24 protein-coding genes and 1 tRNA gene are annotated in these 26,739 nt (G+C 66.4%); 16 read left to right on the top strand and 9 right to left on the bottom strand.

The features are described from left to right. Positions 1-417 precede the first annotated feature (417 nt). Genes fliD through TVD_RS07010 form a run of 3 tightly spaced genes read left to right on the top strand, consistent with a single transcriptional unit; the run spans position 418 to position 2,675 of the window. Complete coding sequence (gene fliD / locus TVD_RS07020; RefSeq protein WP_047251193.1) at positions 418-1,785, top strand: flagellar filament capping protein FliD; 1,368 nt, start codon at positions 418-420, stop codon at positions 1,783-1,785. A gap of 39 nt (positions 1,786-1,824) precedes the next feature. Then, positions 1,825-2,238, top strand: coding sequence for a flagellar export chaperone FliS (gene fliS / locus TVD_RS07015; protein ID WP_019567889.1), 414 nt, complete (start codon positions 1,825-1,827; stop codon positions 2,236-2,238). 47 nt (positions 2,239-2,285) lie between these two features. After that, positions 2,286-2,675 (top strand): flagellar protein FliT, encoded by a 390-nt coding sequence (locus tag TVD_RS07010; RefSeq protein WP_047251192.1) that lies wholly within the window; start codon positions 2,286-2,288, stop codon positions 2,673-2,675. Between the two features lie 669 nt (positions 2,676-3,344). Here TVD_RS07010 and TVD_RS07005 read toward each other — a convergent pair. Continuing rightward, positions 3,345-3,635: a GIY-YIG nuclease family protein gene (locus tag TVD_RS07005; protein WP_047251191.1), complete on the bottom strand. Its 291-nt coding sequence runs from the start codon at positions 3,633-3,635 to the stop codon at positions 3,345-3,347. Positions 3,636-4,943: 1,308 nt separating this feature from the next. Next, on the bottom strand, positions 4,944-7,136 hold the full coding sequence (locus TVD_RS06995) for a RelA/SpoT family protein (RefSeq protein WP_047251189.1): 2,193 nt from the start codon (positions 7,134-7,136) through the stop codon (positions 4,944-4,946). Between the two features lie 99 nt (positions 7,137-7,235). Here TVD_RS06995 and TVD_RS06990 point away from each other — a divergent pair, with 99 nt between their 5' ends. The 6 genes from TVD_RS06990 (at position 7,236) to TVD_RS06965 (ending at position 11,959) form a co-directional block, all read left to right on the top strand. Beyond that, positions 7,236-8,069: an alpha/beta hydrolase gene (locus TVD_RS06990; protein WP_047251188.1), complete on the top strand. Its 834-nt coding sequence runs from the start codon at positions 7,236-7,238 to the stop codon at positions 8,067-8,069. A 116-nt stretch (positions 8,070-8,185) separates the two neighbouring features. Then, the gene (locus TVD_RS06985) at positions 8,186-9,214 is read left to right on the top strand and encodes a chorismate transformation FkbO/Hyg5 family protein (RefSeq protein ID WP_047251187.1); all 1,029 of its coding nucleotides are present in this window, start codon (positions 8,186-8,188) and stop codon (positions 9,212-9,214) included. 71 nt (positions 9,215-9,285) lie between these two features. Next, entirely contained in the window at positions 9,286-10,032 is a 747-nt protein-coding gene (locus TVD_RS06980; protein WP_018176763.1) for a class I SAM-dependent methyltransferase, read from the top strand. Between the two features lie 5 nt (positions 10,033-10,037). Continuing rightward, entirely contained in the window at positions 10,038-10,298 is a 261-nt protein-coding gene (locus TVD_RS06975; RefSeq protein WP_047251186.1) for a DUF167 domain-containing protein, read from the top strand. A gap of 57 nt (positions 10,299-10,355) precedes the next feature. Next, the gene (gene pyrC / locus TVD_RS06970; protein ID WP_047251185.1) at positions 10,356-11,387 is read left to right on the top strand and encodes a dihydroorotase; all 1,032 of its coding nucleotides are present in this window, start codon (positions 10,356-10,358) and stop codon (positions 11,385-11,387) included. A gap of 92 nt (positions 11,388-11,479) precedes the next feature. After that, on the top strand, positions 11,480-11,959 hold the full coding sequence (locus TVD_RS06965) for a hypothetical protein (protein ID WP_018169820.1): 480 nt from the start codon (positions 11,480-11,482) through the stop codon (positions 11,957-11,959). A 10-nt stretch (positions 11,960-11,969) separates the two neighbouring features. On the opposite strand, the gene TVD_RS06960 is transcribed toward TVD_RS06965, so the two are convergent. Continuing rightward, positions 11,970-13,940 (bottom strand): putative bifunctional diguanylate cyclase/phosphodiesterase, encoded by a 1,971-nt coding sequence (locus TVD_RS06960; protein WP_047251184.1) that lies wholly within the window; start codon positions 13,938-13,940, stop codon positions 11,970-11,972. A gap of 101 nt (positions 13,941-14,041) precedes the next feature. Between TVD_RS06960 and TVD_RS06955 the strand changes: the two genes are divergently transcribed. The 4 genes from TVD_RS06955 (at position 14,042) to TVD_RS06940 (ending at position 17,303) form a co-directional block, all read left to right on the top strand. Next, positions 14,042-14,416 carry a DnaJ family domain-containing protein gene (locus TVD_RS06955; RefSeq protein ID WP_018937544.1) on the top strand — a complete coding sequence of 125 codons (375 nt, stop codon included), beginning with the start codon at positions 14,042-14,044 and terminating at the stop codon, positions 14,414-14,416. Continuing rightward, on the top strand, positions 14,413-15,501 hold the full coding sequence (locus TVD_RS06950; RefSeq protein ID WP_047251183.1) for a PA0069 family radical SAM protein: 1,089 nt from the start codon (positions 14,413-14,415) through the stop codon (positions 15,499-15,501). Before TVD_RS06955 ends, TVD_RS06950 begins: the two co-directional genes overlap by 4 nt. A gap of 104 nt (positions 15,502-15,605) precedes the next feature. Then, complete coding sequence (locus tag TVD_RS06945) at positions 15,606-16,415, top strand: hypothetical protein (protein WP_047251182.1); 810 nt, start codon at positions 15,606-15,608, stop codon at positions 16,413-16,415. 15 nt (positions 16,416-16,430) lie between these two features. Next, positions 16,431-17,303 carry a mechanosensitive ion channel family protein gene (locus TVD_RS06940; RefSeq protein WP_018145636.1) on the top strand — a complete coding sequence of 291 codons (873 nt, stop codon included), beginning with the start codon at positions 16,431-16,433 and terminating at the stop codon, positions 17,301-17,303. 34 nt (positions 17,304-17,337) lie between these two features. On the opposite strand, the gene TVD_RS06935 is transcribed toward TVD_RS06940, so the two are convergent. Both TVD_RS06935 and TVD_RS06930 read right to left on the bottom strand, forming a co-directional pair. Continuing rightward, entirely contained in the window at positions 17,338-19,038 is a 1,701-nt protein-coding gene (locus TVD_RS06935; RefSeq protein WP_047251181.1) for an ExeM/NucH family extracellular endonuclease, read from the bottom strand. Between the two features lie 16 nt (positions 19,039-19,054). Beyond that, entirely contained in the window at positions 19,055-19,492 is a 438-nt protein-coding gene (locus TVD_RS06930) for an Rrf2 family transcriptional regulator (protein ID WP_018145638.1), read from the bottom strand. 206 nt (positions 19,493-19,698) lie between these two features. On the opposite strand from TVD_RS06930, the gene TVD_RS06925 reads away from it, so the two are divergent. Both TVD_RS06925 and TVD_RS06920 read left to right on the top strand, forming a co-directional pair. Further along, positions 19,699-21,003 carry a methyl-accepting chemotaxis protein gene (locus TVD_RS06925; protein WP_047251180.1) on the top strand — a complete coding sequence of 435 codons (1,305 nt, stop codon included), beginning with the start codon at positions 19,699-19,701 and terminating at the stop codon, positions 21,001-21,003. A 96-nt stretch (positions 21,004-21,099) separates the two neighbouring features. After that, on the top strand, positions 21,100-21,978 hold the full coding sequence (locus TVD_RS06920) for an undecaprenyl-diphosphate phosphatase (protein WP_018951475.1): 879 nt from the start codon (positions 21,100-21,102) through the stop codon (positions 21,976-21,978). Between the two features lie 185 nt (positions 21,979-22,163). Here TVD_RS06920 and TVD_RS06915 read toward each other — a convergent pair whose 3' ends face one another. Both TVD_RS06915 and TVD_RS06910 read right to left on the bottom strand, forming a co-directional pair. Continuing rightward, the gene (locus tag TVD_RS06915; RefSeq protein ID WP_047251179.1) at positions 22,164-24,686 is read right to left on the bottom strand and encodes an ABC transporter permease; all 2,523 of its coding nucleotides are present in this window, start codon (positions 24,684-24,686) and stop codon (positions 22,164-22,166) included. Beyond that, entirely contained in the window at positions 24,683-25,393 is a 711-nt protein-coding gene (locus TVD_RS06910; RefSeq protein ID WP_018169811.1) for an ABC transporter ATP-binding protein, read from the bottom strand. The genes TVD_RS06915 and TVD_RS06910 overlap by 4 nt, the downstream gene beginning before the upstream one ends. Here TVD_RS06910 and TVD_RS06905 point away from each other — a divergent pair. Continuing rightward, positions 25,392-26,078: an arylesterase gene (locus tag TVD_RS06905; protein ID WP_047251178.1), complete on the top strand. Its 687-nt coding sequence runs from the start codon at positions 25,392-25,394 to the stop codon at positions 26,076-26,078. The two genes, TVD_RS06910 and TVD_RS06905, sit on opposite strands and share 2 nt — an antisense overlap. Before the next feature lie 4 nt (positions 26,079-26,082). On the opposite strand, the gene TVD_RS06900 is transcribed toward TVD_RS06905, so the two are convergent. Together TVD_RS06900 and TVD_RS06895 are read right to left on the bottom strand one after the other, a co-directional pair. Continuing rightward, the gene (locus TVD_RS06900; protein ID WP_018145644.1) at positions 26,083-26,409 is read right to left on the bottom strand and encodes a hypothetical protein; all 327 of its coding nucleotides are present in this window, start codon (positions 26,407-26,409) and stop codon (positions 26,083-26,085) included. A 65-nt stretch (positions 26,410-26,474) separates the two neighbouring features. Continuing rightward, positions 26,475-26,551: transfer RNA gene (locus TVD_RS06895), tRNA-Arg, on the bottom strand. Positions 26,552-26,739: the final 188 nt, after the last annotated feature.

Genomic DNA, 26,739 nt, shown 5'->3' with positions numbered 1-26,739 from the left:
GGCAAGCCCGAAGGTTCGTGCATCCGCGCTCATGCGCGTGCCGTGTCCCCGTCATCCCGGCCGGAGCGCAGCGGAGAGCCGGGATCTCCTGCGCCGGAACGCCCCCGGCGGCTGTGCCACCTTCGGCGGTGGAGATCCCGGATAACTGCTGCGCAGTTTCCGGGATGACGGAGGGGGGATGCTCGTCGCAGGCTCGAGTGGCGGGTGGGTGCCAGGTTCTGGAGATTGCTTCGCTTTGCTCGCAATGACGGGGTTTGTTTATGACGGGGTTTCTTTGGGGCGGCAAGTCAGGGGTGGCATACCCATTTTGAGGCGGTTTTCCTGCGGCGGGCTCAAGTTTTGGGCTAGGCTGTCGTAAATAGATATATCGCACGTGGAAAGGGTCCGAGACGTCGGACACCGAGGAGCAGAAAGACCATGGCCATCAGTTCATTGGGTGTTGGATCGGGACTGGATCTGAATCAGATCGTCGGTGACCTGATCAATGCCGAGCGGGTACCGAAAGAGCAGCGTTTCGATCGCCGCGAAGGGCGGATCGAGGCCCAGATCTCCGCGTTCGGCAACCTGGCCAACAGTGTGGAGCAGGTCGGTGGGAGCTTGAGCCAGTTGGCGGGCTTCGAGCTGTCTCAGTCCGCGGAAGTTTCCGACTCCAGCGTGGCCAACGTGACCTCTGACGGCACCGCGGCGAACGGCAATTTCTCTTTGCAAGTGGATCAGCTGGCGCAGGCCCAGAGCGTGGCGACGGCGGCGGGCCAGTTTGCCGATGCGGATGCCGAGGTGGGTGCCGGCCAGCTGGAGATCAGCGTGGGTGGCGGGAACGCCATCAGCATCGATGTCGGGGAGGGCGATACCCTCCGTGACGTGCGCAACGCGATCAACGAGGCCGGTGGCGGTGTGACGGCCTCGATCGTGAATGACGGCAGTGGTGCGCGGCTGGTGCTGAATGCAACCGAAACCGGTGCCGACAACACGATCTCGGTAGCGGTCAATGGTGACACCGGGGCCGCCAACGACGGGCTCGGCCGCCTGGCCAGCGACAACCTGGAAACCACGCAGGAAGCCCGGGACGCCGTGGCGGTGATCAATGGCCTGACCGTGACCAGCTCGACCAACACGCTGGACGATACGATCGAGGGCCTGAACATCGAGCTTCGCGGGACGTCCGAGTCTCCCGTTTCGGTCTCCGTGAGCGAAGACCAGGACCAGTTGCGCGAGGCCCTGCAGGGGTTTGTGGAGTCTTACAACTCCCTGGTGGGACAGACCCGCGAGTTGACCTCCTTCAACCCCGATTCCGAGGAAGGCTCGGTACTAACGGGGGACAGTACGATTCGCGGTATTCGCAGCCGCCTGGGCAATGCGCTGATGCAGCCTGCCCAGGTGCCGGACGCGAATGCCCAGACGCTCGCGGAGCTTGGGATCGTGTCCAACCGCGATGGGACGCTGTCCTTTGACGGCGCGCGCTTCGACCGTGCGATGGAGACGGACGGTTTTGACCGTGTCACGGAGATCGTGCGCGAGATCGGCGGGCGCATGCAGGAAGTAACCGATGGCTTTATCGGGCCGGAGGGGTTGATCAATGCGCGCACTGACGGTCTGCGCAACGATCTGGAACGCATTAGCCAGCAACGCGAGAATCTGGAGATCCGCCTCGAACGCATGGAACAGCGGCTGATCGGGCAGTTCTCGCGGATGGACAGTGCCGTGGCGCAGATGCAGAGCACCGGTGATTTTCTGATGGGGCAGCTGGCGAACATGCCGCTGGCCCAGAACAATTCTCGTCGATAGTCGCCCCGGGTTGGGCGAACGGATAACGGAGACCAACGTATGTACGGACCGGGCATGAATCGCGGAGTGAACCAGTACCGGCAGTCGGGCGCGCTGGCCGAGGCCCAGGTGGCGGACCCGTACCGCTTGATCCAGATGCTCTTCGAGGGCGCGCTGGAGAGGATTGCCGTGGCCAAGGGTGCCATGCAGCAGGGCAACGTGGCCCTGAAGGGCGAGAAGATCGGCAAGGCGATCGACATTGTCGAGTCCCTGCGGGCGGTGCTGGACCACAAGCACAATGGTGAGCTGGCCGGGAACCTGGATTCGCTCTATGAGTACATGAGCCGCCGCCTGCTGGAGGCGAACGCGAAGAACGATCCGGCGGCACTGGACGAGGTGGCCAAGCTGCTGCGCGAGATCAAGGCGGGCTGGGACGATATTCCGTCCGAACAGCGTGTTGCCCGGGCGAGCTGACAGCCCTCTATGGACTTTCCCTCTGATTTCCAGGGCAGCCGATGACAATGACCGGCACCGATAGCCGGGAGGCGCCCGAGACCACAGGCGCCACCCTGGAGGATGCGGTCGAAGCGATCCGCGCCCACATGGCGCGGGCCGTGGCCGAAGAAGACTGGGAAGAGCTGCAGGAGCTGGACCGGCAGACCAGGGCCCTGGTGGAACGGGCCTTCGGGGCCGATCCGGTGCCGCTGCGCGATGACTCCGGGGCGGCCCTGCGCACGGCCCTGGAGGACTTGGCGCGCTTCTACGAGACCTCCGTACAGGACCTGTCGCTACGACGGGGCGAGGTCGCGCAGCAGATCCGCGAGTTGAAGTCCGGCCGCAAGGGCACCAACGCCTACGAGACGACCCGTCGACACTCCATGCGGACGGGCCCGGGCCACTCGGCCGACTGACGGGGCTCTGTGCCCGGTCGGCGCTTTTCGACTCTCACCAAAACCCGAACGCCACCCCTCCCGTCATCCCGGAAACCGCAACGCGGTTATCCGGGATCTCTGCGGTGTGGGCTGGCCGTACGTTGGAGTGAATCCGGCGTGGGGAGATCCCGGCTCTCCGCTGCGCTACGGCCGGGATGACGACAAGAGGGAGCGCCTAGCCGGACAGGCAAGGCGAAAAACATTCGGAGTCGCCCCCCAGCCTTCGTCATCCCGGAAACTGCGGAGCAGTTATCCGGGATCTCTGCGGTGTGGGCTGCCCGTGCGTTGGGGTGAATCCGGCGTGCGAGGTCCCGGCTCTCCGCTTCGCTACGGCCGGGATGACGGGTTGTGATGTCGCTGTGGCGAGGAGGGCAAGTCCGGAGGTTCTAGTGAGCGTATAAGCCGACGGGCTATCGACTTATGTCATCCCGGAAACCGCGCAGCGGTTATCCGGGATCCCCGTCGTTCGGGGTGGCGCAAATGTCGGGGCGTTCCTGCGTGGGAAGATCCCGGCTCTTCGCTGCGCTGCGGCCGGGATGACGGGGAGGGGGCGCTACGGCCGGGATGACGGGGTGAGGCGCGTGTTGTGGTCAGCAGGACAAGGACGCGTTCCCGACGGGCCTTCGAACCTTCCACTGTAGGAATCGGCTAGAAGAGATCGTTGTAGAGGTCTCTCCAGGCGGGGTTTTCTGTTTCGACAAGGTCGATCTTCCAGGGGCGTCGCCAGCGTTTGATCTGCTTTTCGCGGCGGATGGCTTCGTCCATGGACTCGTGTTGTTCGAACCAGACGAGGCGGTGGAGCTTGTAGCGACGGGTGAAGCCGGGTACAAGGTCGTTGCGGTGTTGGGCGATGCGGACGAGGAGGTTGCTGGTGACCCCGGTGTACAGGGTGCCTTCTCGCCGGTTGGTCAGGATGTAGACCGCCGGGTGCTTTTCCATGGTTCGCGTCCTTGCGAGGCCAGGTATTGAGTTTGCCATGGATGTTGCGGTGGTCGCGCGTTCACCGCGTTTCGGGAACCCTTGATCCGAAGGCATTCCTCTGACTCCTACTCGTCATCCCGGAAACCGCGAAGCGGCTATCCGGGATCTCTGTGGTGTGGTGTGCCCGCGCGTTGGGGTGTGTCCGGCGTGGGAGATCCCGGCTCTCCGCTTCGCTACGGCCGGTATGACGGGAAAAGTGGGCGCTGCGGGCGAGATGACGGGATGGTGTGTTGCCGTGGTCAGAGGGATGAGTCTGGCGTGGTGATAAGGGCAAAGACGCGGGTCGTAGTCCCCGACGTCATCCCGGAAACCGCGAAGCGGTTATCCGGGATCTCTGCGGTGTGGTGTGCCCGTGCGTTGGGGTGTGTCCGGCGTGGGGAGATCCCGGCTCTCCGCTTCGCTGCGGCCGGGATGACGAGGGGTCTCGCTGTGGTCAGGCGGATGAGTCTGGCGTTGGTGTGAAGTGCCAAGAAGCAGGTCGTAGCTCCCGACGTCATCCCGGAAACCGCGGAGCGGTTATCCGGGATCTCTGTGGCGTGGTGTGCCCGTGCGTTGGGGTGTGTCCGGCGTGGGAGATCCCGGCTCTCCGCTTCGCTGCGGCCGGGATGACGGGAAGGGGATGCTGCGGGCGGGATGACGGGGGTTCTCGCTGTGGTCAGGAGGGTGAGCCTGGCGTGGTGACAAGGGCAAAGACGCGGGTCGTAGCTCCCGACGTCATCCCGGAAACCGCGAAGCGGTTATCCGGGATCTCTGCGGTGTGGTGTGCCCGTGCGTTGGGGTGTGTCCGGCGTGGGAGATCCCGGCTCTCCGCTTCGCTACGGCCGGGATGACGGGAAAAGTGGGCGCTGCGGCCGGGATGACGGGAAGGGGGTGCTGCGGGCGGGATGACGTGGGGTCTCGCTGTGGTCAGGAGGATGAGCCTGGCGTGGTGACAAGGGCAAAGACGCGGGTCGTAGCCCCCGACGTCATCCCGGAAACCGCGAAGCGGTTATCCGGGATCTCTGCGGTGGGGTGTGCCCATGCGTTGGGGTGTGCCCGGCGTGGGAGATCCCGGCTCTCCACTTCGCTGCGGCCGGGATGACGGGGAAAGTGGGCGCTGCGGCCGGGATGACGGGAAAAGGGGGCGCTGCGGCCGGGATGACGGGAAAAGTGGGCGCTGCGGGCGGGATGACGGGAAGGGGTGGCGCTGGTGCCGCGGGCCGGGTCGGGCGCGGCCGGCGCTACAGGGTGGGAAGGCGTACGTACGGGCGGGATGACGTGGCGGGGTCAGGGGTTTGGGGGTAGGCGGCGGACGGTTTGGACGCTGCTGAGGGATTGGAGGCGGTCGAAGAGGTGGCTGAGTTCGCCGAGGTCGCTGAATTCGGCTTCCAGTTCCATGCGCACACTGCGGTCTTCGCGGTTGGTTTCGGTGTTTACGCGCAGCAGGTTGATGCCGCATTCGGAGAAGGCGTTGCCGACTTCGCCCAGCAGGCCGGGGCGGTCGTGGGCATCCACCTCCAGGGTGATGGCTTCGCGTTCGGGCTCTTCGCCCCAGGAGACCGGGATCAGGCGGCCGCGCTTGTCTTCCGGCATGTGCAGGATGTTCACGCAGTCGCTGCGGTGGACGGAGACGCCGGCGCCGCGGGTGATGAAGCCGATGATCGGGTCACCGGTCTGCGGATTGCAGCACTGGGCGCGCGTGGTCAGCAGCCCGCCGACGCCGCGGATTCGGATGTCGTCCGGTTTGGCTTCGCCCTCGTGGCGGCGCGGCCGCTGGGGCGCAGGGGGAGTGGCCGGTTGTTCCCCCGTGCGGGCGTCGCGCAGCTGGTGGGAGATGCGTCCGGCGATCTGGGCGGTGGTGACATCCCCCGCGCCCAGCGCAATCAGGAGTTCGTCGAAGGTCTGATACTTCATTGCCTCGGCCAGCGCGCTGCGGTCGAGGTTGTGGCCGCAGCCGAGGCGCTGGCATTCGCGATCGAACAGGTGCTTGCCGGTCGCCAGGTGTTCGTCCTGGTGCTGCTGACGAAACCAGGTGCGGACCTTGGAGCGCGCCCGGGCGGTGTTGAGATAGCCCAGCGCGGGGCTCAGCCAGTCGCGGCTGGGTCCGCCTTCGCGGGTGGTCAGGATCTCCACGCGCTCGCCGGACTTCAGCTTGTAGGTGAGCGGGACGATATGGCCGTCGACCTTGGCGCCGCGGCAGCGGTGGCCGACCTCGGTGTGGACGGCGTAGGCGAAGTCCAGCGGGGTTGCACCCTGGGACAGGTCCAGCACTTCGCCCTGGGGTGTGAGCACGAACACGCGCTGGTGCAGCGGTTCGCTCTGGATCTCGTCGAGCAGGTTCTGGTCGTTGTTGTCGGCGGCCTCCAGCAGCTGCCGCAGGCTGTTGATGGCGCGGTTGAGCGCCTGATCCTCGCGCCCCCCTTCCTTGTAGCGCCAGTGCGCGGCGACCCCCAGCTCGGCGAAGTCGTCCATCTCGCGGGTGCGGATCTGCACTTCCACGACCTTGCCCTCCGGTCCGACCACGGCGGTGTGCAGGGACTGGTAGCCGTTGTCCTTGGGGTTGGCGATGTAGTCGTCGAACTCGCTGGGCAGGTGGCGCCAGTCGTTGTGGACGATGCCGAGCACGGTGTAGCAGGTGGCCAGCTGGTCGACGATCACGCGGGTGGCGCGCAGATCGTACAACTCCGACAGCGAGGTGCGCTTGCGCTGCATCTTTTTCCAGATGCTGTAGATGTGCTTCGGCCGGCCGAAGACCCGGGCCTCGATGCCGTCTACCTCCAGGCGTGTCTTCAGTGTCTGGGCGAACTCTTCGACGTAGGATTCTCTTTCAGTGCGGTTTTCCTCGAGGCCCACGGCGATGTCGCGGTAGGTTTCGGGTTCCAGGATGCGCAGGGCGAGGTCTTCCATCTCCCACTTGAGCTGGCCCACCCCGAGACGGTTGGCCAGCGGTGCGATGACGTCGAGGGTCTCCTGGGCGAGGATGCGGGCGCCTTCGTCGGGCTCGCGGACCAGCAGGCGCAGGTGCTGGACGCGGAACGCCAGCTTGATCAGCACGGCGCGCACGTCGTCCACCATGGCCATCAGCATGCGGCGCAGGCGTTCGGCCTGTTCCGGACGCCCGGCCGGGGCCTCGAAGCGGCGGCGGACCAGCGCCGCGACGTTGGTGGTCAGCCGGGCCACCGCGGCACCAAAGCGCTGCTCGAGCTCGGCCGGCTTGAGCAGGTCCGCCAGATACACGGGTACCAGCAAGGTCGCGATCAGCGTCTGCCGGTCGACGTTGAGATGGCGCAGGATCTCCGCCACGTCCAGTGGATGCGATTCGAGCCCGGCGGTATCGACGGCCTCCAGTGCTTGATCCAGTGCCTCGGCCAGCTGCAGGCCGGTGGCGTCGTCCAGGGGCTGGCTGCCCGCAAAATGGCGCAGCAACGCGTCGCGGTCGAGCCCCTGCAGATCGGTATTGGTCAGCAGCGAATGGCGCATGGAGGCAATCGTCGAAACAGAGCGAGAGCCCTATTGTACGGGAGCGCAGAAGGTGGCGAGAGGCTTGCGAACGGGAGTAACCGGGATCAGGATCGGGATATGGCCAACTTGTTCAAGATCCTGCTGCTCGTGGGGCTGGGCTATGTCCTGGTAACTGCGCTCATCTTCGTGACTCAGGATCGTCTGATCTATCTGCCGTCCAGCACGGTGACCAGCACGCCGGAGCGCATCGGGCTGGACTACGAGGATGTCGAGCTGGTCACCGAGGATGGGGTGCGGATTCATGGCTGGTTCCTGCCGGGCCCGGAGGACGACACGCCCGTGTTGCTCTTCCTGCATGGCAATGCCGGAAACATCGGCCACCGGTTGCATTCCCTACGCCAGTTCCACGAGCTGGGACTGGCCGTGCTGATCATCGATTACCGCGGCTACGGGCGGAGTGCGGGGCGCCCGGACGAGGCCGGCACCTATGCGGATGCCCGCGCCGCCTGGCAGTACCTGATCGACGACCGTTCGATTCCGCCGCAGGAGATCGTGCTGTTTGGCCGTTCGCTGGGGGCGGCGGTCGCGGCGGAACTGGCAACGGGCGTGGAGCCGGGGGCGGTGATCCTGGAGTCCGCCTTTACCTCGGCTGCCGATCTGGGGGCGCGCCATTACCCCTGGCTCCCGGTGCGGGCGCTGCTGCGGCACCAATACGACACCCTGGGCCGGGTGGGCGCGATCTCCGCGCCCATCCTGCTGGCTCATAGTGCCGAAGACGAGATCGTGCCATTCGAGCATGCCAAACGCCTGCGGGCCGCCGCTACGAATGCGCGAGTGCTGGAGATGGAGGGTGGCCACAACGACGCCTTCCTGACCACCGGGGACGACTACACGGAGGGCCTCCGGGCATTCCTCCGCGATGCGGGTGTGGCGGTCGACGGCCCTCAATGACGAACGGACAAAGAGACTGGATGGGGCAGGTCGAGGGGAGAACCCGTGTTTCCATCGTGGGAGATTGGTAGACTCCGCGGCTGTTTTGGCTGGAATGGATCTCCCTGGCGTCCGGAATGAGCGAATCTGCCGCAAAAGCCCCCCTGACGGTTACCTACTGTCGTGATGAGCAGCCGGAATGCGCGTCGGCGCCGGTGGTGATCCGCTTTGGCGGGGCGAGCGGTGTGGAACGCCTGCCGGGGCGTCTGGAGATCCGCGTGGGGCTGGAGCCCCTGGGCGGCGAGTCGGACTGGGCGGAATGCTGGTCGCTGCCGGACGGCGCCGAGGGCGAGACCGGAGTGGAAGGCTCGCTGAGCTACCTTTGCCACAAGGATTGCCTGATCGGTTGCTGGATTCAGCCGCTGGATGCCGCAGGCGACCCGGACCCCCTGACCGAGCGCGCGTACCGCGAGATCCTGGCTGGTTGCCGTTCGCTGGGTTTCGAGCATTTGGTACGGGTGTGGAATTATCTTCCCGCGATCAATGACCCGGTCGCCGGCCAGGAGCGCTATCGTGGCTTCTGCAGCGGACGGGCGCGGGTGTTCGAGGCATTGCCGGAGTACGAACAGTTCCTCCCGGCGGCGACGGCGATTGGCACCCATTCCGACGGCTTGCTGATCTATTTCATTGCCACTCGCGAGGCGGCCGCGCGTATCGAGAATCCGCGCCAGGTCAGCGCGTATCACTACCCGCCTCAGTACGGACCGCGCAGCCCTTCGTTTGCCCGCGCCAGTCTGTGGCAGTCGGGGCCGGAATCGGCCGAGCTGTTTATCTCGGGCACCGCCAGTATTGTCGGCCATGAAAGCCGGCATGTTGGCGATCTCGAGGCGCAGATCGACGAAAGCCTGCGCAATGTCGGTGTCCTGCTGGAACAGGCCGCCACGGATCACCCGGTTCGGGTGGAGAGGCCGCGCGACCTGTCGCTGCTCAAGGTGTACCTGCGCCATGCGGCCGATGCGTCGGCCGCGGAACGTCACTTGCGCTCGCGCCTTGGTCACGATGTGCCGTGCCTGTTGCTGCACGGGGATATCTGCCGCGAGGAGTTGCTGGTGGAGATCGAGGGACTTTATTCGGAGCGTCTGACCACGACGTTCGCGACACCATGAAGGATTGATGCCGGGCCGGTCAGGCCGCCGACTTGCGGTGGCGCCGGTCCCTTGCCTGGGGAGTACACGCAATGCAGCCAACCACCAAGAAGCCACACCCGGTCCTGAAGGACTACTACGGGGATGAAGCCAGCCGGCGCGCCTACGTCGACGACCTGTTCGACCGGACTGCCCCGTATTACGACCGAATCCTGCGGGTCGGCTTCTTCGGCACCGGGCAGTCGTATCGCCGGTTTGTCCTGAAACAATCCGGTCTCGAGGCCGGCATGGAGGTGCTGGATGTGGCCACCGGCACCGGCCCGGTGGCGGAGGAGATCCGCAAGGTGGTGGGCGATGATCACCTGACCTGCGTGGACCCGAGCCGCGGCATGATGGATGTGGCCCGAACCAAGATGGATGCCACGTTCGTGCAGAGCCTGGGCGAACAGATGCCCTTGCGCGACCAGCAGTACGACCGTTTGTACATGGGGTATGGGCTTCGCCATGTGCGCGACCTGCACGAGTTGTTCAGCGAGTACTTCCGCGTGCTGAAGCCGGGCGGGCGCTGCACCATTCTCGAGGTCTCGCGGCCACGTACAAAGTTCCAGTTTGGCCTGGCGCGTTTCTATTTCCGCGATTTTGTGCCGTTCGTGGGCAAGGTGCTCACCCGCGACCCGGACGGGCAACTGCTGATGCGCTATTTCTGGGACACCATCGATCAGTGCGTCCCCCCGGAGGACATCATGGAAACCCTGCGATCCGTCGGTTTCGAGGACGTGCAGCGCAATGTCCAGCTCGGCGTCTTCAGCGCCTACATGGCGACGCGCCCGGCCGGGTAGGGTTTTTGGGCCGGTTGAAGGTCAAGGTGGCGCCCGGGAGCAAGCGCAACGCCATTGGCGGCTGGATGGGCGACACGCTCAAGCTGAAGGTCCAGGCACCGCCCGAGAAGGGCCGCGCCAACGCGGCGGTGATCGAGCTCCTGGCGGCGGAACTGGGGTGTTCCAAGTCGGCCGTGCAGGTGGTGGCCGGTGCGACCTCGCGCAGCAAGACCGTGGTGGTCGAGGGCTGGTCCGAGGCCGAGTTGCACCGCGCGTTATCCTCATGACTCATACACTGTGACGGGGCCCAGTACCGGACGGCCCCCCTGCGAAGGGAACTACGGATGAACCGCCTGAGCCTGACTCGACCGGACGACTGGCACCTGCACCTGCGCGATGGCGATGTGCTGGCGACGGTACTGCCGGATACGGCGCGCCGCTTCCGCCGCGCCATCATCATGCCCAACCTGAAACCGCCGGTGACGACGGTGGAGGCCGCTGTCGAGTACCGCGACCGCATCCTGGCGGCGCTGCCGGAAGAGGCGGACTTCGAGCCCCTGATGACGCTGTACCTGACCGAGGGTACGACACCGGGCATGATCGACGCGGCGAAGGCCTCCGGGTTCGTGCACGGGGTCAAGCTCTATCCCGCGGGTGCCACCACCAATGCGGCCAGTGGCGTGACCGATATCCGCCGCTGCTATCCGGTGTTCGAGGCGATGCAGCGGGTGGACCTGCCGTTGCTGATTCACGGCGAGGTGACCGATCCGGACGTGGACATCTTCGATCGCGAGGCGGTGTTTATCGAGCGCCACCTGGAGCCGCTGATCCGCGATTTTCCGGAGTTGCGGGTGGTGCTGGAACACATCACCACCGAGTCGGCCGTGCAGTTCATCCAGGACGGGCCGGCCAACGTCGGCTCCACGATCACGCCCCAGCACCTTCTGTACAACCGCAATGCGCTGTTCGCGGGAGGCATGCGGCCGCATCACTTCTGCCTGCCGATCCTGAAGCGCGAACTCCACCGCAAGGCGCTGCTCGAGGCGGCCACCAGTGGCCACCCGCGCTTCTTTTTGGGGACAGATAGCGCGCCGCATCCACGCCACGCGAAGGAGTCGGCGTGTGGCTGTGCCGGGATCTATTCCGCGCACGCGGCCATTGAGCTGTACGCGGAGGCCTTTGCCGCGGCGGACGCACTGGACCGGCTGGAGGGCTTTGCCAGTCATTTTGGCCCCGATTTTTACAAACTGCCGCGCAATACCGACAAGCTGACGCTGGAGCGGTCCCCGTGGACCGTACCGGAGGCCGTACTGTTCGGGCATGATCCGGGTGTGCCCCTGCGCGCGGGCGAGACGATCGCCTGGCAGCTGGCGTAGTCCAGCCTCCGGAAGCGGCCGGCGTGGCGAACCCTGTAACGGCTCGGCGGTCAGCAGGGTAGACGAGTACGGTACAAGACGAGGATGGAGACATGACCGAACCCAATGTGCAACGCGGGACTTTGTTGTTCTGGATGGCCATCAGCCTGGGGGTGGCGTTGCTGATCGTGGCTCTGGGGGTCGGGCTGGAGCCGGCCGGCGCGCCGATCCTGCGCGCGCCGCTTAGCTCGCCGGCGGCCGGTGCCCTGGGCTTTGGTCTTCTGATGGTCTGGGCCGCGTATGCCTATGCGCTGTCTGCCGGACGTGCCGCGGGCAGCCAGGAGATGGGGGTGGTGATCCTCAACCTTGGGCTCCCGGTGGCCCTGATCCTGCTGTGGCGTGCCGAACTGAACGCGCTGGCGTTCTTCGTCGCGTTGGGCTGGGCGCTGACCCTGGGTGGTATGGCCGTGCGTCTGTTCCGGCGCGAGGCCCTGGCCGGCGTGATGATGTTGCCGCTGATCGGGGTCAGCCTGACGGCGATCCTGCTGTCGCTGACGCTCTGGGTGCTGCCGGCCGCGACCGGCGGGGCCTGAGGCCGGATTCCTATCCCGCTGCCGGCGCCGCTCGACTGGTGTCCGGCTTCAGCGCTGGCGCGCGGCGGCAGTGATCGAAAAAGGCATTGGCATCCATGGGCCGGGCGAACAGGAACCCCTGAAAGAGCAAGTCACCGTGGGTGGTCAGCCAGCGGTACTGGGCCTCGGTCTCGACCCCTTCGGCCACCACCGCCAGACCGAATTGGCGTGCGATGTCGCAGATTGTGCGCACCATGGCCTGGTCGTTCGTGTCGTGGTCGACCTGGCGGACGAAGCTCCGGTCGATCTTGAGTTCGTCGAACGGGAGACGCTTCAGGTAGCTGAGCGAGGAAAAGCCGGTCCCGAAGTCGTCCATCGAGAAGCGCAGGCCCATTTGCCGCAAGGCCTGCATGATATGGATCACCCGGTCGGTATCCTCCGCCACCACGTGCTCGGTGATCTCGAGCGTGATGCGGTGGGCGTGTTCACGGCCCAGATAGCGGGTGATCAGGTCTTGCATGCGGTGGACGAAGTTCAGGTGCACCAGCTGGCGCGGGCTGATGTTGATTGCGAGCTGCTCCAGGGGGAACCCGGCGCGATCCCAGTCGCGCAAGGCCTGGAACGCCCGCGCGATCACCGCGTCGCCCAGTTCGCTGATATAGCCGGTCTGTTCGGCGATGGGGATAAACTCGGCGGGTGATACGGCGCCCAGCTCGGCGCTGTGCCAGCGAATCAGGGTCTCGGCGCTGCGGATCCGCCCAGTGGTATCCACCTGGGGCTGGAACAGGACCTCGATCTCGCGATTGTGCAACGCAAAGTGCAGGCAGCGCTCGATCTGCAGATGCCGCTCCACCGCCCGCGACAACTCGTCGCTGAAGACGACCACGCCGTCGCGCCCGCGGTCCTTCACTTCGTACATGGCGATATCGGCCTCGCGCACGAGCTGATGCGAGTCGACCGGCTGCGCGGGCTCGATCAGGCGGATCCCGATACTCGCGCTCACGTGCAGGTGATGGTTACGGATAATGTAGGGCGTCTTGACCACCTGAAGCAGCGAATGCGCCAGGCGGCGGGCGGCGCGCTCGCAGGTCTGGCGGTCTTCCTTGCCAGGGGCCACGATGACGAACTCGTCGCCGCCCAGGCGGGCGAGGTGGTGGCCCGGGGGCAGGGTGTTGGCGAAGTCGCGCGTCACGGACTTCAGCAGTTCGTCGCCGATGTCGTGCCCCAGCAGGTCGTTGACCGTCTTGAAATGGTCCAGATCGATCAGCAGCAGGTACGAGTACTGTCCGTGATGCTGCAGGACCTCGAGGCTTTGTTCGAGATGCTCGATGAAGGCGGCGCGGTTGTTCAGTCCGGTCAGGGCATCGTGGGAGGCCTGATGGAAGCTGTTGCGGAGCAACCCGAAGCTGCTGTTGGCCGCGTAGAACAGGACCAGGGCAAGGGTGGCCGAGAACGCCGCCAGCACATAGCTGTACCAGTCCCCGATCAGCAGGAAATATCCGGCCAGTGGCGCCATCATGGCGGGGATCAATGGCCGGAAGACCCAGGGGGCCGGATAGAGCAGCGCCGCAACCACCGTGGTGGCGCCGATCTGCGTGAAAATGGCGATGTAGTGGAGATTGTGCGAGTCCAGACGCACAAAGATCAGGAAGATCGCGGTCCACAGCGCCAAGTAGAGATACAGGAAGAGGGTGAGGTGCAGCCGCCAGCGGAGCCGTTGCTCCGGTGACAAGGGCGAGCGGTGATAACGCCAGTACAGCTGCAGGCCCCAGAGCGATGCGGCAAACATCACGCTGTACCAGGCTGCAGCCGCGGTGAAGGCCCCGTGCAGCGCACCCAGCAGGATGTAGCCCAGGCCGGGGACCAGGGACAGTGCCACCAGCACCGGGATCTGGCGCGTCAGATAGGTGTCGAACTGGGGTTCGGCCCGCAATGCCTCGCGAGCCGGAACAAGCGCGCGTACGCTGGAAGCCGGTGGATTGTCTCGCGGGGTGAGTGCCATCGGGGTCCAGACGGGGATGGTTTGTGGAAGGGCTGGACGTTACGGTAAATCAGTCGGGGGCTCAACAGGCGCGGCCCGGCGCATGAACAACGGACTACGGGATGTTGCTGACCGAGTTACAGATCGAGGCCCGGCTGGCCGATGCGGCGCGCCGCGGGGAGTTCGATGACCTCCCGGGGGCGGGTCGACCCCTGGAACTGGATGATGACAGCGCGGTGCCGCAAGAGCTGCGCATGGCCTTCCGGGTGATGAAGAACGCCGGCTATGTCCCCGAGGCCGTGCAACTGAGGGGCGAGATCGCCTCCACGGAGGCGTTGCTGCAGGCGGCGGACGACGAGGCGGCGCGCCAGCAGGCGGCCAAGCGCCTGCGCTTGCTGCTCGACCGGCTGAACCGCAGCGATGCGGGTCGGGGCATGCTCTCCGAATCCGGCTATTTCCGACAGCTGTGCGAGCGCATGGATGGCCCCAGCCAATGAAGCCGGTCCATGGACCGACCAAGGGCCGGGGCGCGACCATCGATCCCCATGCTCGCTTCGAGTCGACCCGGCACGAACCCTTCGACGACGGGTGGGTCGGTGATGGCGAGGCCCCGGCGCCTCTGCGCACCGAGGTGACGGTCGAGCACCCGCGCAGCGTCCTGTCCTGGAATCAGTCCCCGGATGTGCCATTCGAGCTGTCCCTGAACCCTTATCGTGGCTGTGAGCACGGCTGTGCCTACTGCTTTGCGCGGCCGGCCCATGCCTATGTGGGCCTTTCGCCGGGGCTCGACTTCGAGAGCCGGCTGTTCGCCAAGGTCGGCGCGGCCGACTGCCTGCGGCGCGAACTGGCGCGACCGTCCCACCGGGTGACCCCGTTGGCGCTCGGGATCAACACCGATGCGTACCAGCCGATCGAACGTGAATGGCGGATCACGCGTGAGCTGCTGGAGGTGCTGGCCGAGACCGGGCATCCCGTAGCCATCGTCACCAAGTCCGCACTGGTCGAGCGCGACCTGGATTTGCTGGGTCCGATGGCGGAGCGCGGACTGGTGCAGGTGGCGATCTCGGTGACGACCCTGGATCGCGGGCTGTCGCGACATCTGGAGCCGCGCGCGGCGGCCCCGCAACGGCGCTTGCAGACCGTGGAGCGGCTTACGGCGGCGGGCGTCCCCGTCAGCTTGCTGGTGGCGCCGTTGATCCCCGTACTCACGGACGGGGAGCTGGAGGTCTTGCTGGATGCCGGGGCGGCGGCGGGCGCAGTGGCCGCCGGCTATGTACTGCTCCGGCTCCCGCGTGAGGTGGCCCCACTGTTCGAGGACTGGTTGCGCACCCATCACCCGCTCAAGGCGGAGCACATACTGCAGCGCCTGCGCGAGGCGCATGGGGGCAAGCTCTACGATTCCACCTTCGGTCACCGGATGCGCGGTGCCGGGCCGTATGCGGAGCTGTTGCGGCAGCGCTTCCGGCTGGCGCGGCGCCGGGCGGGCCTGGCCGGACGTCTCGTGGAGCTGGACTGCAACCAGTTTGTCCCGCCCGCGCGCCCGCAGGAGGCGCGGTCCGAAGGGCAGCTCGATCTCTTCTGACGTCCGCGAATGCGGTCCGGCGGGCGCCATTGTCCCGAGGATGCTTCTCCCGCGGACGGGGTGTTCTGGTTTACAGTGACGCCAACACCACGACAGGGCGGACGATGCCGCAGAATCCAACCAAGAGTACCGACGATGCGGCCTGGTGGGGGCGCCGGGCACTTGCATCGGGGCAACATGGACGCTGGTCCATCGGCCCCCTGGACCTCTGGCTGCTGCACGGCGAGCAGGAATGGCAGATGGTCCTGGAACGCCCGCGCGACCCCGCCGATGCCACACTGGCGATCGATGTTCCCTGCGCCGATGGGTTCCCTGCCGACGCGAACGACCTGCTGCGTTTTGCCGGATCCCCGGCGGATTCGGTACCGGAGCTGCGGGTGGCCCTGGCGGATCGGCCGATGGTCAGCCGGCCGCAAAACCCCTTCTATGTGCCGGCCCGTGGTCAGGTCACGCTTTATCTGAGTTCCCCGGCCTGGGTGCAGTTGCACCTGGGCGAGGCCATGGTGCAGGAGTTTCCGGTCTATACGCCGTCCGACACCTGGTTCGGCCCGAATACCGTGAACGGGGAGCTCTGTTATGCCACTCGCACCCAGGCTCGCCTGGACCTGGCCGACGTGCCCATGCGCCCGCACCGCGTCATCACGCCGCTGACCATCGAGAACAAGGCTTCGGATGCCCTGTTCCTGGAACGCGTGAACCTGCCGGTGCCGCGCCTTCCGGTATTCGCAGACGAGCACCACCGGTTGTGGACCCCGGCAGTGCGCATGGAGCGCGAGGAAGATCGCGACATGGCAGACATGAAGATCGACTCCGGTCCCCCCGGTGTGGCCGGCGGGGCCCAGCGCATCGCCGAACCCCGCCAGGCCGGGGGGCGGCATTTGATGGTCAGGGCGTTCACCGCCCTGTTTCAGTAGGGAGCTTCCGGCGCGATGAATGAATGGCTGCAAACCGCTCAGACCTTTGTGACCAGCGAGGCCTTTCTCGCCGCCATCCGCGCCGCGGTCTACCTGCTGGTGGGCCTGTTGTTGGCGCGCCTGCTGTCGCGCGGTCTGGCGCGCGCGCTGGAGGACAAGCTCGACGCGCAACAGGTCATGCTCACCCGCCGCATCAGCTTTTACTTGATCGTTCTGCTGGTGCTGGCCTCGGCGCTGCGCGAGCTGGGGTTCGATCTCACCGTGCTGTTGGGCGCGGCCGGCATCCTGACGGTCGCGCTTGGCTTTGCATCGCAGACCTCGGCCTCGAACCTGATCTCGGGGCTGTTCCTGATCGGCGAACGCCCGTTCTCCGTGGGGGATGTCATCAAGGTCGGGGATGCCACGGGCGAGGTGCTGTCGATCGACCCGCTGTCGGTCAAGCTGCGCACCTTCGACAATCTGATGGTGCGCGTGCCCAACGAGACCCTGGTGAAGACGCAACTGACCAATCTCAGCCGCTTCCCCATCCGCCGCCTGGACATGCAAATCGGGGTGGGCTACCGGACTGATCTCAAGCAGTTGCGCGACGTGCTCATGGGCGTGGCCGAGCGCAATCCAGTCTGTCTGGAGGAGCCCAAGCCGCTGTTTATCTTCCTCGAGTACGGTGATTCCGCGCTGAAGATTCAGCTCTCGGTGTGGGCGCGGCGGGAGAAGTTCCTGGACCTGCGCAATTCCATGCACGAGGGTGTGAAGGCCGCGCTGGACGAGGCGGGGATTGATATCCCGTTCCCGCAGCGCACGCTGGGTGGCCTGGATGGAAGCCCGTTACCCGTGCGCATCGTCGACAACGTGCCGGAGGCCGAGGCGGAAGCGTCCGCGCGCGACTGACCGTCAGGCCGCCGGAGCGGGGTTGGGCCGTCACTCAATCCAGGCGGAGATCCGCCCAGACCGGGTCGTGATCCGAGGCGCGCCAGGGCCCCGTGGCGGGCGCGCGACCGTCAAAGCCGAGGAAGCCGGGTTCGTCTGCATTGACCGGCCAGGCCGCCCCGTCGTGCACGGCGTCGCGCAAGGCATCGGGACCCAGCAGGTAATCCAGCTGTCCGGCCCGGCCGCGAAAGACATAGGTATGGGCGGACGCTGGATCGTCATGCACCAGGTCCCGCTTGCCGGCCGCGGCCAGCGTTCGCACCGGGTCTTCGGCGGCGTAGGCGTTCAGGTCGCCGAGGATCAGTACGGGAACATTGGCAAACTCATTGCGTTGCTGTTCCCGGATCCATGTCACCAGACGTTCGGCCTGGGCCGTGCGCCGTTCATTCCAGCAACCCTGGCCGCGGTCGATATCGCCCGCGTCGGGGCAACCGCTCTTCGCCTTGAAGTGCACCACCACGGCCCCGAAACGCTTGCCACTCCCGGGCTGCTGGAACCAGCCGAGCAATGGCGGACGATGATGCGCGGCATTGCGATCGGTGGCAGCCCCAACGAGTTGCAATCGGTCCGGCCGGTAGAGCAGGGCCACCTTGATCGCGTCGTCGCCCGGCCCCGGGTGGGCGATGGCCGCATAGTCGCCACGCGGCGGAGGGACGGCATTCAGTCGTTCGACCAGCTGCCGGCGCGCCGCCGCGGCGTTTTCCAGTTCGACCGCGCCCAGCAGGTCGGCGTCCAGCGTTTGCAGCAGGGCATCCAGCTTGGCCGTCTGGCGCTCGCGTTCCGCCCGGTTTTGTGCGCCGCGCTCGCCCAGCGTCACGAAGTCGTTCTCCAGATTGGCGGTGGCGATGCGCAGGTGGTCCGTTCCCGGCGTCGACGGCGGATCAGGGCGCTCGCCGCCGAGCCAGTCCAGCGGGTCGGTGGGATGGATGCGATGGTCGCCGAAGGCGTGGGTCAGGATCCCGGTCAGGCCCTCCAGCGTGCTGCCCACCCGGCGCGTGCCATGATCGTCGCGATAGGGGATCGGGTCGGGGTTCGCGCGATAGCTGCCATCATCCAGGATGATCCGGCGATTCTCGTCCCGGGCGGTTCCCGCGGCCCCGGTCTGGCCGGGGTGCATGAGCCGCCCCCCGGCCGAGAGCGTCAGGCTGCCATAGCGCGCGAGTTCGTGGTTGGCGGTCACCGCCAGCGGCTGCGCAAAACGAACACGGAGGTCGGCGTACTCGCCGAGGCGGCTGGCGTCTTCAGGCAGGCGCACCTCCAGCGGTGCCGGAAGTTCGCCGTGCCCGCAGCCCTGGATGCGGTCCAGCCGAGCGATCTGCGGGCGTCCGCGGTGGCGGCTAAACACCCCGTGTACTTGCACATGCTCGCCGGTCGAGACCGGCTCGCGCCGCGGGGCATACACAAACATACCCGCCGAGTCAGGCCCGGCGCCCTGCTGCAGATAGAACCCGCCGAGTTGATCGGGCCCCATAAACACGCCCGTGACGATGCCCTCCGCGATGACGGCATCTCCCTCGGCGACCGTGCCGGCGCGGAGCTCGGCGAGAGGGGCGACCTCGGCCCCGGGGGAGGGGCAGGCCACCCGGGCATCGACCGGGGAGGCTGCGAATAGCAGAAGCACCAGTGCGCCCCCCAGCGTGCGGCGCACGCACGGGGCCGGGTTGGCGTGGCGGCGGGGGTGCGTCAGCCGATCCATGGCCGCATGAGAAGAATCAGGCGCTCTTGCTTGGGTTCAGCAGTTCGTAGAGATAATCCGGCGCCTGGGTGACATCGGCGATGGTGTAACGGTCGAGGACGTCCAGGAAGGCATCGCGCGCATCGTTCAGGACCCCACGCAACTGGCAACCGGGGAGAATCGGGCAGACGGGATTCTCGCAGTCCACCACGTTCAGGTTCGGCTCCATGTCGCGGATGACACTGCCTACGTTGATCTCGTTCGGCTCGCAGGCAAGCGAGATCCCGCCCCCCTTGCCACGCCGGGTGATGATGTAGCCCTTCTGGCCGAGCTGGTGAACGATCTTTACCAGGTGGTTGCGCGGGATCGTGAACTGCTCGGAGATATCGCTCACGGTCACGCGCTGGTCGCGCGGTTGCACGGTGAGGTACATCAGGACCCGAAGGGAGAAATCAGTATAGCGAGTGAGCTGCATAGGGAAGGAATCGTCGGTTCGCGGTTTTGAAGGATATGCATGCGCGCATATGTCCCGGAACCTTAATCGCTCCGGACATCCGTCACAAGTTCGGTCGTTGCCACTGAGTGAAGGCCGGGGCGTGCTCGGGGTTCAGAAACCGCACAGCCCGGCCGTTACATGCCAACCATAACAAGGCTTCTGAAGCCGAAATACAGGGAAACTCGATGGAGTCGATCAAGGGGTTGGGCCGGCTGTCACTCGCCGGACGGTTTTCGCTGGCGCTGAGTGCGATTGTGGGGGTGTTCTTTCTGATTGCCGCTGCCGCGGTGTTCTGGCACACCGCAACGCTCAAGGGGGGTATGGAGGCGACGTTGACGGGGGTCATGCAGGGCCACGAGACGACCCCGGCACTGGAGGCCGAGGTGGCGCTCGAGATCAATCGTCTGCTGGATCTTGCGGCCTGGCAGGTCAACGCGATGATGCTGGGTGTCGCGATCGGCGTGGTTGTCGTGGTGTATTTCCTGTTCGTGTTGATGATTCGGCGGCGCCTGGCGCATCTGGCCTCGCAGTTTCGCGTGGTATCGGAGGGCGAGGGCGATCTGAGCCAGCGGATCAACGCCCCGCGCAATGACGGGATTGATCGCCTGGCGCGTCTGTTCAACGCTTTTATCGAGCGCTTGCAGGGGATGGTTTCGGAGATGGTGGAACATGCGCGTGAACTGGGGGAGTCCGTCGGCACCCTTCACCGCGTGGCGGAAGAGACCAACCAGGAGGTGCAGCAGCAACAAGCCCGGATCGGCCAGGTTGCTACCGCGATGAATCAGATGACCGCCTCGGCCGAGGAGATCGCGCGCAATGCCCAAACCGCGTCGGAAGCCGCCGATCAGGCCGAGAGCGAGACGCGTACCGGGTCCGATGTGGTGGACGCCTCGGTGCGCACGATGCGTGAACTGGCGAGCGAGATTGGCACCGCAAACGAGCAGGTGGCGCGCCTGCAGTCCGAGTCGGACAGCATCGGTTCGGTGCTTGACGTGATCCGCGGGATTGCCGAGCAGACCAATCTGCTGGCGCTCAATGCGGCCATTGAGGCCGCGCGGGCGGGGGAGCAGGGAAGGGGATTCGCTGTCGTAGCGGACGAAGTGCGGACCCTCGCCACGCGTACACAGGACTCCACCACCGAGATCCAGGCCATGATCGAACGCCTGCAGGCCGGCGCCCGGGCGGCCGCCAGCGCGATGGAGCGCAGCCGCGAGAGGGGCGAGGCCGGAGTGGACCAGGCCGCTGGTGCGGGCGACGCCCTGCAGGCGATCCGTTCAGCGGTCGAACGCATCCGTCATCTCAACAACGAGATCTCCGGGGCGGTATCGCAACAGGCGGAGGTCGCGCGCGAGGTGGATGGCACCCTCACGGAAGTCAGCCAGGGAGCCCAGATCACCGCGGGGAATGCCGAAGCCACGGCCAGCGAGACGGACGCCCTGGTAGGGCGGATCGAGCAGCTGCGGGGACTGACCACCCAGTTCCGGGTCTGATCCACGCCTGCCTCGGCGTGCGACCGGGGTCCCGGCGTCTCCCCGGCGTTTTCCGTATACTGCGGCCCGCCTCGGGTTCATGGAGCGGTATCTGCAATGACAGTCTGGGTCGCTGCCCTGCTCGGGGTCGTTCAGGGCATCTTTATGTTTCTTCCGGTCAGTTCGACCGCTCACCTGGTCCTGACCCAGCACTGGCTGATCCGTCAGGGTGAACCGCTGCCGGCGCCCGAGAGCCCCGAGATGATCCTGTTCGACCTGGTGGTGCACGTGGGCACCCTGGTCTCGATCGTCGTCGTCTTCCGCAAGAGCCTTACGCGGCTGACCGGTGGCATTGCCCGCGAAAGCCTGCAGTGGGCATCGGCCCGCGGGTCGGCCGGGCGCGAGATGCTGTTCCTGCGTCTGGGCCTGCTGGTGGTGCTTTCGGTGTTCGCCACCGCGGTGGTCGGGTTTACCCTGAAGGCGGGCTTCGAGCAGGTGTTCGCCCACCCGACCCTGATCGCGGGCACGCTGAGCCTGACCGGGGTATTGCTGTGGTGGACGGACCGGCTGCAACGGCGCCCATTGGGGCTGCGCCAGCTGAGTCCGAAGATCGCCACCATCATCGGCGTGGCCCAGGGCTTTGCCCTGATCCCGGGGCTCTCGCGCAGCGGCATGACCATCACCTTCGCCCTGTTCACCGGTCTCAAGCGGCGCTGGGCGGCGGAGTACAGCTTCTTCCTCGCGATACCGACCATCCTCGCCGCCACCGCCGTGCAGTCACTGGACGTGCTCAATGGCGACGGGCTGGGGAATCTGAACTGGACGGCGCTCGCGGTGGGCTTCGTGGTGTCCGCCCTGGTCGGGATCGTCTCGTTGAAGATGGTCCTGTTCTTCCTGTACCGCGCCAACCTCAAGGTCTTCTCGTTCTACCTCTGGGCGCTGGCGCTGCTGGTCCTGTTCGGATTCCTCGACGTGGACATCATGTACGGGAAATGACGGGATCCCCGGGTGTGGAGTCTCACGAGGGGGAACCCCCATTTGCTCCGATCCTGCGCTGCGTCCCAATGATCGACGGCGGGACCGGAGAGTGCTCAAGGCGCTGCGGACACCGCCTTGTCTCGAAAAAGTGGGGTACCCACGCAGACGGGTGAATGAATCGGCCGCTCCCTGGATTCCTCGGCTTACTCCGGTCCGCGCAGGACCGCCAGGGGCGCCTGATCCAGCACCCGGCGGGTGCCCAGCCAGCCCGCCAGGGCAATCCCCAGCGTACCGCCACCGATGCCGTAGACGAAGGTCAGCGGATTCACGCTGTAGTCGAACCCGAAGACCTGCCAGGCGAGCAGGGCGCCAACCGCCGTGGCAATGACGGACGCCAGCAGCCCGGCCAGTAGCCCCAGGGCGCCAAATTCGGCCAGCAAGCCGTTGCGGATCCGGTCGCGGCGTGCGCCCAGGGTGCGCAGCAGCGCGGCCTCGCGCCGGCGTACATCGCGCGTCGCCTGCACCGCCGCATAGAGCACGGTCAGACCCGCAATCAGCGTGAACAGGAAGACGTACTCCACCGCCCGGGTGGCCTGATCCATGACGTCGCGCACCTGCGCCAGGATCGCGCTGACATCGATCGCCGAGACCGCGGGGAATTCGCGCAGCCACTGGTTCTGGGCGGCGCGCTGCGCCTCGGGTACGTGCATGGCGGTGATGAAGGTCCGGGGCTGTTCGTCCAGCAATGGCGGCGGACCGATCACGAAGAAGTTCACCTGGAAGCTGTCCCAGTTGACCTCGCGGACACTCGTGATCGGGCTGCGAATGGCCTGACCGCCGACACGGAAGGTCAGGTGGTCCCCGAGTGCCAGGTTGAAGCGTTCCATCAGCCCGGCCTCGACCGACCATCCGGTATCGGGATCCTGCCCCTCCTCGCCAAACCAGTCTCCCTCGACGATGGGGTTATGGTCCGGGGGCGACTCGGCGTAGGACAGGTTGAACTCGCGATCCACCAGCCTGCGGTCGCGATCATCGTCGAAATCATCCGGACGCACGCGCTCGTCGTTGATCTCGATCAGTCGGCCGCGGATCATCGGGTCCAGTTGCGGACGCTCGAGACCGGCCGCCTCGACGCGGTCGGCAAAGGCCTGCTCCTGTCCCGGCTGGACGTTGATGAAGAACTGGTTCGGTGCATCCTCGGGGATGCTGGCATCCCAGGCCTCCAGAAGGTCTACCCGGACAATCGCAAGCAGCAGCAGTGCCACGATGCCCACGCTGAAGGCCACGAGCTGCACGGCACTCAGGCCACCCCGACGGGACAGGTTGGCCAGGCCGAAGCGCAGCGCCATGCCGCCGCGGTTGCGCAGGGGCCGCAGGGCCAGCACCAGCGCCATCCCGAGTGTGGCCAGCACCGCGATCGCAACGGCCGTGCCTACCAGCACCCAGGCGGCCAGTTGGGGATCGGCGGCCTGCCAGTACAGCAGGCCGCCGAACGCCAGCAGCGCCAGTGCACCGGACAGCCAGACCGAGGTGGGCGGCAGACCCAGATCGCGCCGGAGGACCCTCAGCGGCGAGACCTGGCCGATCCGCAACAGAGCGGGCAGGGCAAAGCCCACGGCCGTGATCAGCCCCACCCCAAGGCCGGCGATGACCGGGCGTGAACCGGGCGGAGGCAGGTCCCCGGCGAGCCAGTCGCCCAGCAGCGCCGCGAGGACAAACTGGGCCGCGAAGCCGATCGCGAGCCCAACCCCGCTGGCGAGCAGGGCGACCAGCACAACGCGGCCGAAGTAGGTGAGCAGGACCTGGCGTCCGCTGGCTCCCAGCGCACGCATCACCGCCGCCGGGTCGGCGCGGCGCTGGGCGAAGTGATGGGCCGCGACGGCGATCGCGGCTCCGGCCAGCAGCACCGCCATCAACGAGGCGAGGCCGAGGAAGCGCTCCGCACGTTCGATCGCGGTGCGCAGTTCCGGGTTGGCGTCCTCCAGACCCAGCAGGCGCTGGCCGGACTCCAAGTCATCCTCCAGCCAGTCACGGAACTCCGCGACCCCGGCGCTGGGTCCCGCGGCAAAGAACTCGTAGCGTACGCGGCTCCCGGGGCCGATCAGGCCACTGGCCTCCAGGTCATCGAAGGCCAGCATCAGTCGCGGCGCGATATCCAGCAGGTTGCTGCCGCGATCCGGTTCGTGCGTGATGATCGCGGCGACCTCCAGATCGAGGTCCCCGACCTCCACCCGGTCGCCGACCTCCAGTCGCAGGGCCTCGAGCAGCGCCGGCTCCAGCCAGGCCGTACCCGGTTCCGGACCGCGGTCGCGGATCCGCTCGTCCGCCTCGCGGCCAGGACGGATACGCGCCTCGCCTTTCAGTGGCCAGCCCGCCTCGACCGCGCGCAGGGCGGCCAGTCGCGACTCGTCGTCGGCGGTAAAGACGACGCTGGGGAGTGACGCCGTACGCGCCGTTTCCAGCCCGTGGCTCGCCGCTTCGGCAGGCCAGCCTTCTGGCAGCGGGTTGTCGCTGACGACGGCCAGGTCCCCCCCCAGCAGCGCGGTCGCCTGCTGGGCCATGCCTCGATCCACCCGATCGGTGAAGAAGCCCACCGCCGCGACGGCTGCGACGGCGACGACCAGGGCGGCGGCGAGGACGCGCAGCTCGGCCGAGCGCCATTCACGCCAGGTGCCACGCAGCAGGGCGCGTAGATGGCTGCGGTCGGTTCCCCGGGTGGCGATCATTCGAGCACACCGTCCTGGATCGAGATGATGCGATCACATTGTCCGGCCAGCTCGGGGTCGTGGGTAACCAGCACCAGGGCCGTTGCCGGCCCATCACTGTCGGGGTGGCGCGCGAGGCTGAACAGCAGCTCGATGATGCGGTGCCCCGTCCGCCCGTCGAGGTTCCCGGTGGGTTCGTCGGCGAACAGCACCGCCGGGTGATCCACAATGGCGCGGGCAATCGCCACGCGTTGTTGCTCGCCACCGGAGAGTTGATGGGGGTAGTGTGCGGAACGTTCGCCCAGACCCACGCGTTCCAGGGCCTGTGAGGCCCAGTGGTTCAGGGTTTCCTGACTTTCTTGCGCATGGGCCGGGTTGAGCTCCAGCGGGAGCAGGGTGTTTTCCATCGCCGTCAGTGCCGGCAGGAGCTGGAAGGACTGGAACACAAACCCGACCCGGCCGGCGCGTAGGGCGGCACGGCCATCCTCGTCCAGTTCGCTGATGGTTTGCCCGAGCAGCCGAACTTCTCCCGCACTCGGGGCGTCCAGACCTGCAAGCAACCCGAGAAGGGTGGACTTGCCGGAACCCGATGCGCCGAGAATGGCCACCGTCTCGCCCGCCTGGACCGCCAGTGAGATGCCGCGCAGGATGTCCAGCGGTCCGCTGGGTCCGTTGATCCGCTGCTCGAGGTCCCGGGCCTCCAGTACAAATGACGAGGATGCATCCATGTTGCGTATTCCGTTGGTCGTGATGGGCTTGATCGCGTTGCTATGGAGTCCTGTTGCGGCTGCGAATTCCCTACCGGACGAAAATCGTTCGGCCGAGCCGCTCCGGGTCCTGGTATTCGGAGACTCGCTGAGTGCCGCGTACGGCATGCCGGATTCCGCCAGCTGGCCGGCCCTGCTGGGCGAACGGCTGGCCGAGCGAGAGAAGGACTGGAAAGTGGTCAACGTATCCATCAGCGGTGATACCACTGCCGGTGGACGGAGTCGCTTGCCCGACGTGCTGGAACGCGCAGCGTTCGAAGTCGTCATCCTGGCCCTGGGCGGCAACGATGGCCTGCGCGGCCTGCCGCCGCAGGCCATGCGCGAAAACCTGGAGGCCATGGTCGATGCGATCGAGGCCGTCGATGCCAACACCCTGTTGCTGGGTATACGCATTCCGCCGAACTACGGCCGCCGCTATACCGAGCGTTTCGAGGCCGTCTTCGCCGATCTCGCCGAGGAGCGGGGACTGGCATTCGAGCCATTCTTCCTCGAGGACATCCTGCTGGAAGACGGCATGTTGATGGACGACGGCATCCACCCCAGCGAGGCCGCTCAACCCCATCTGCTGGACGCGGTGTGGTCGCGGCTGGAGCCCATGGTGGAGGAGGCCGAAGCCCGATCGCGCCCATGCAACGGAGCCGGGTAGGCTCTCACTCCGTCAGCAAACCCCGCAGTTCGGCCACGACGGATTCCGGAAGCAGCTGTCGCAGGACCGGGTGCAGGTCGCGTTCAACCTCTGACAGCAACGAGAGGGTGCGAATTTCCGAATGGCGACAGAGGGGATTGCCGTACTGGTTGGCCTGGATGCTGCGCTCGGCGCCCATGCTCATCAAGGCGACCCCGGGCAAACCCCGAGGCCCCTCGTCCAGGACCTCGACCAGTTCCACCATGCAGCCGTCCACCTCGCCCTGAATGCCGATCAGCGGGGCGAGGAGATCGATCATGCGGGTGGACTGTTCGGTCGTCAGCATGGCCATCCGCCTACCTTACGACCGATGCGGGCACGGCGCCAGATCGAAAATCGGCATCGGCCTCATGAATGTGGTGTCCCCGGCAGGATTCGAACCTGCGACCTGCCCCTTAGGAGGGGGCTGCTCTATCCAGCTGAGCTACGGAGACCTAGGGAAACACTGATCAATGTACACGCTCGCGCTCGAGTCGCTTTTGCGTGCGAACAAGGCGCGGTGACTGCCGTGCAGTCATTCTGCACAAGGGAACCGCAACGCCGTTCCCACGCAAAAGCGGCCGAGCCCCTGCATTCAATCGCTTGTGGGGTTGGTACCCCAGGTTCCCCGATCCTGCGTTGC

The organism is Thioalkalivibrio versutus (assembly GCF_001020955.1).
In the GTDB taxonomy this organism is placed as follows: domain Bacteria; phylum Pseudomonadota; class Gammaproteobacteria; order Ectothiorhodospirales; family Ectothiorhodospiraceae; genus Thioalkalivibrio; species Thioalkalivibrio versutus.
The sequence above is the reverse complement of the archived record's forward strand: the minus strand, read 5'-3'. Positions and strand labels throughout refer to the sequence as shown.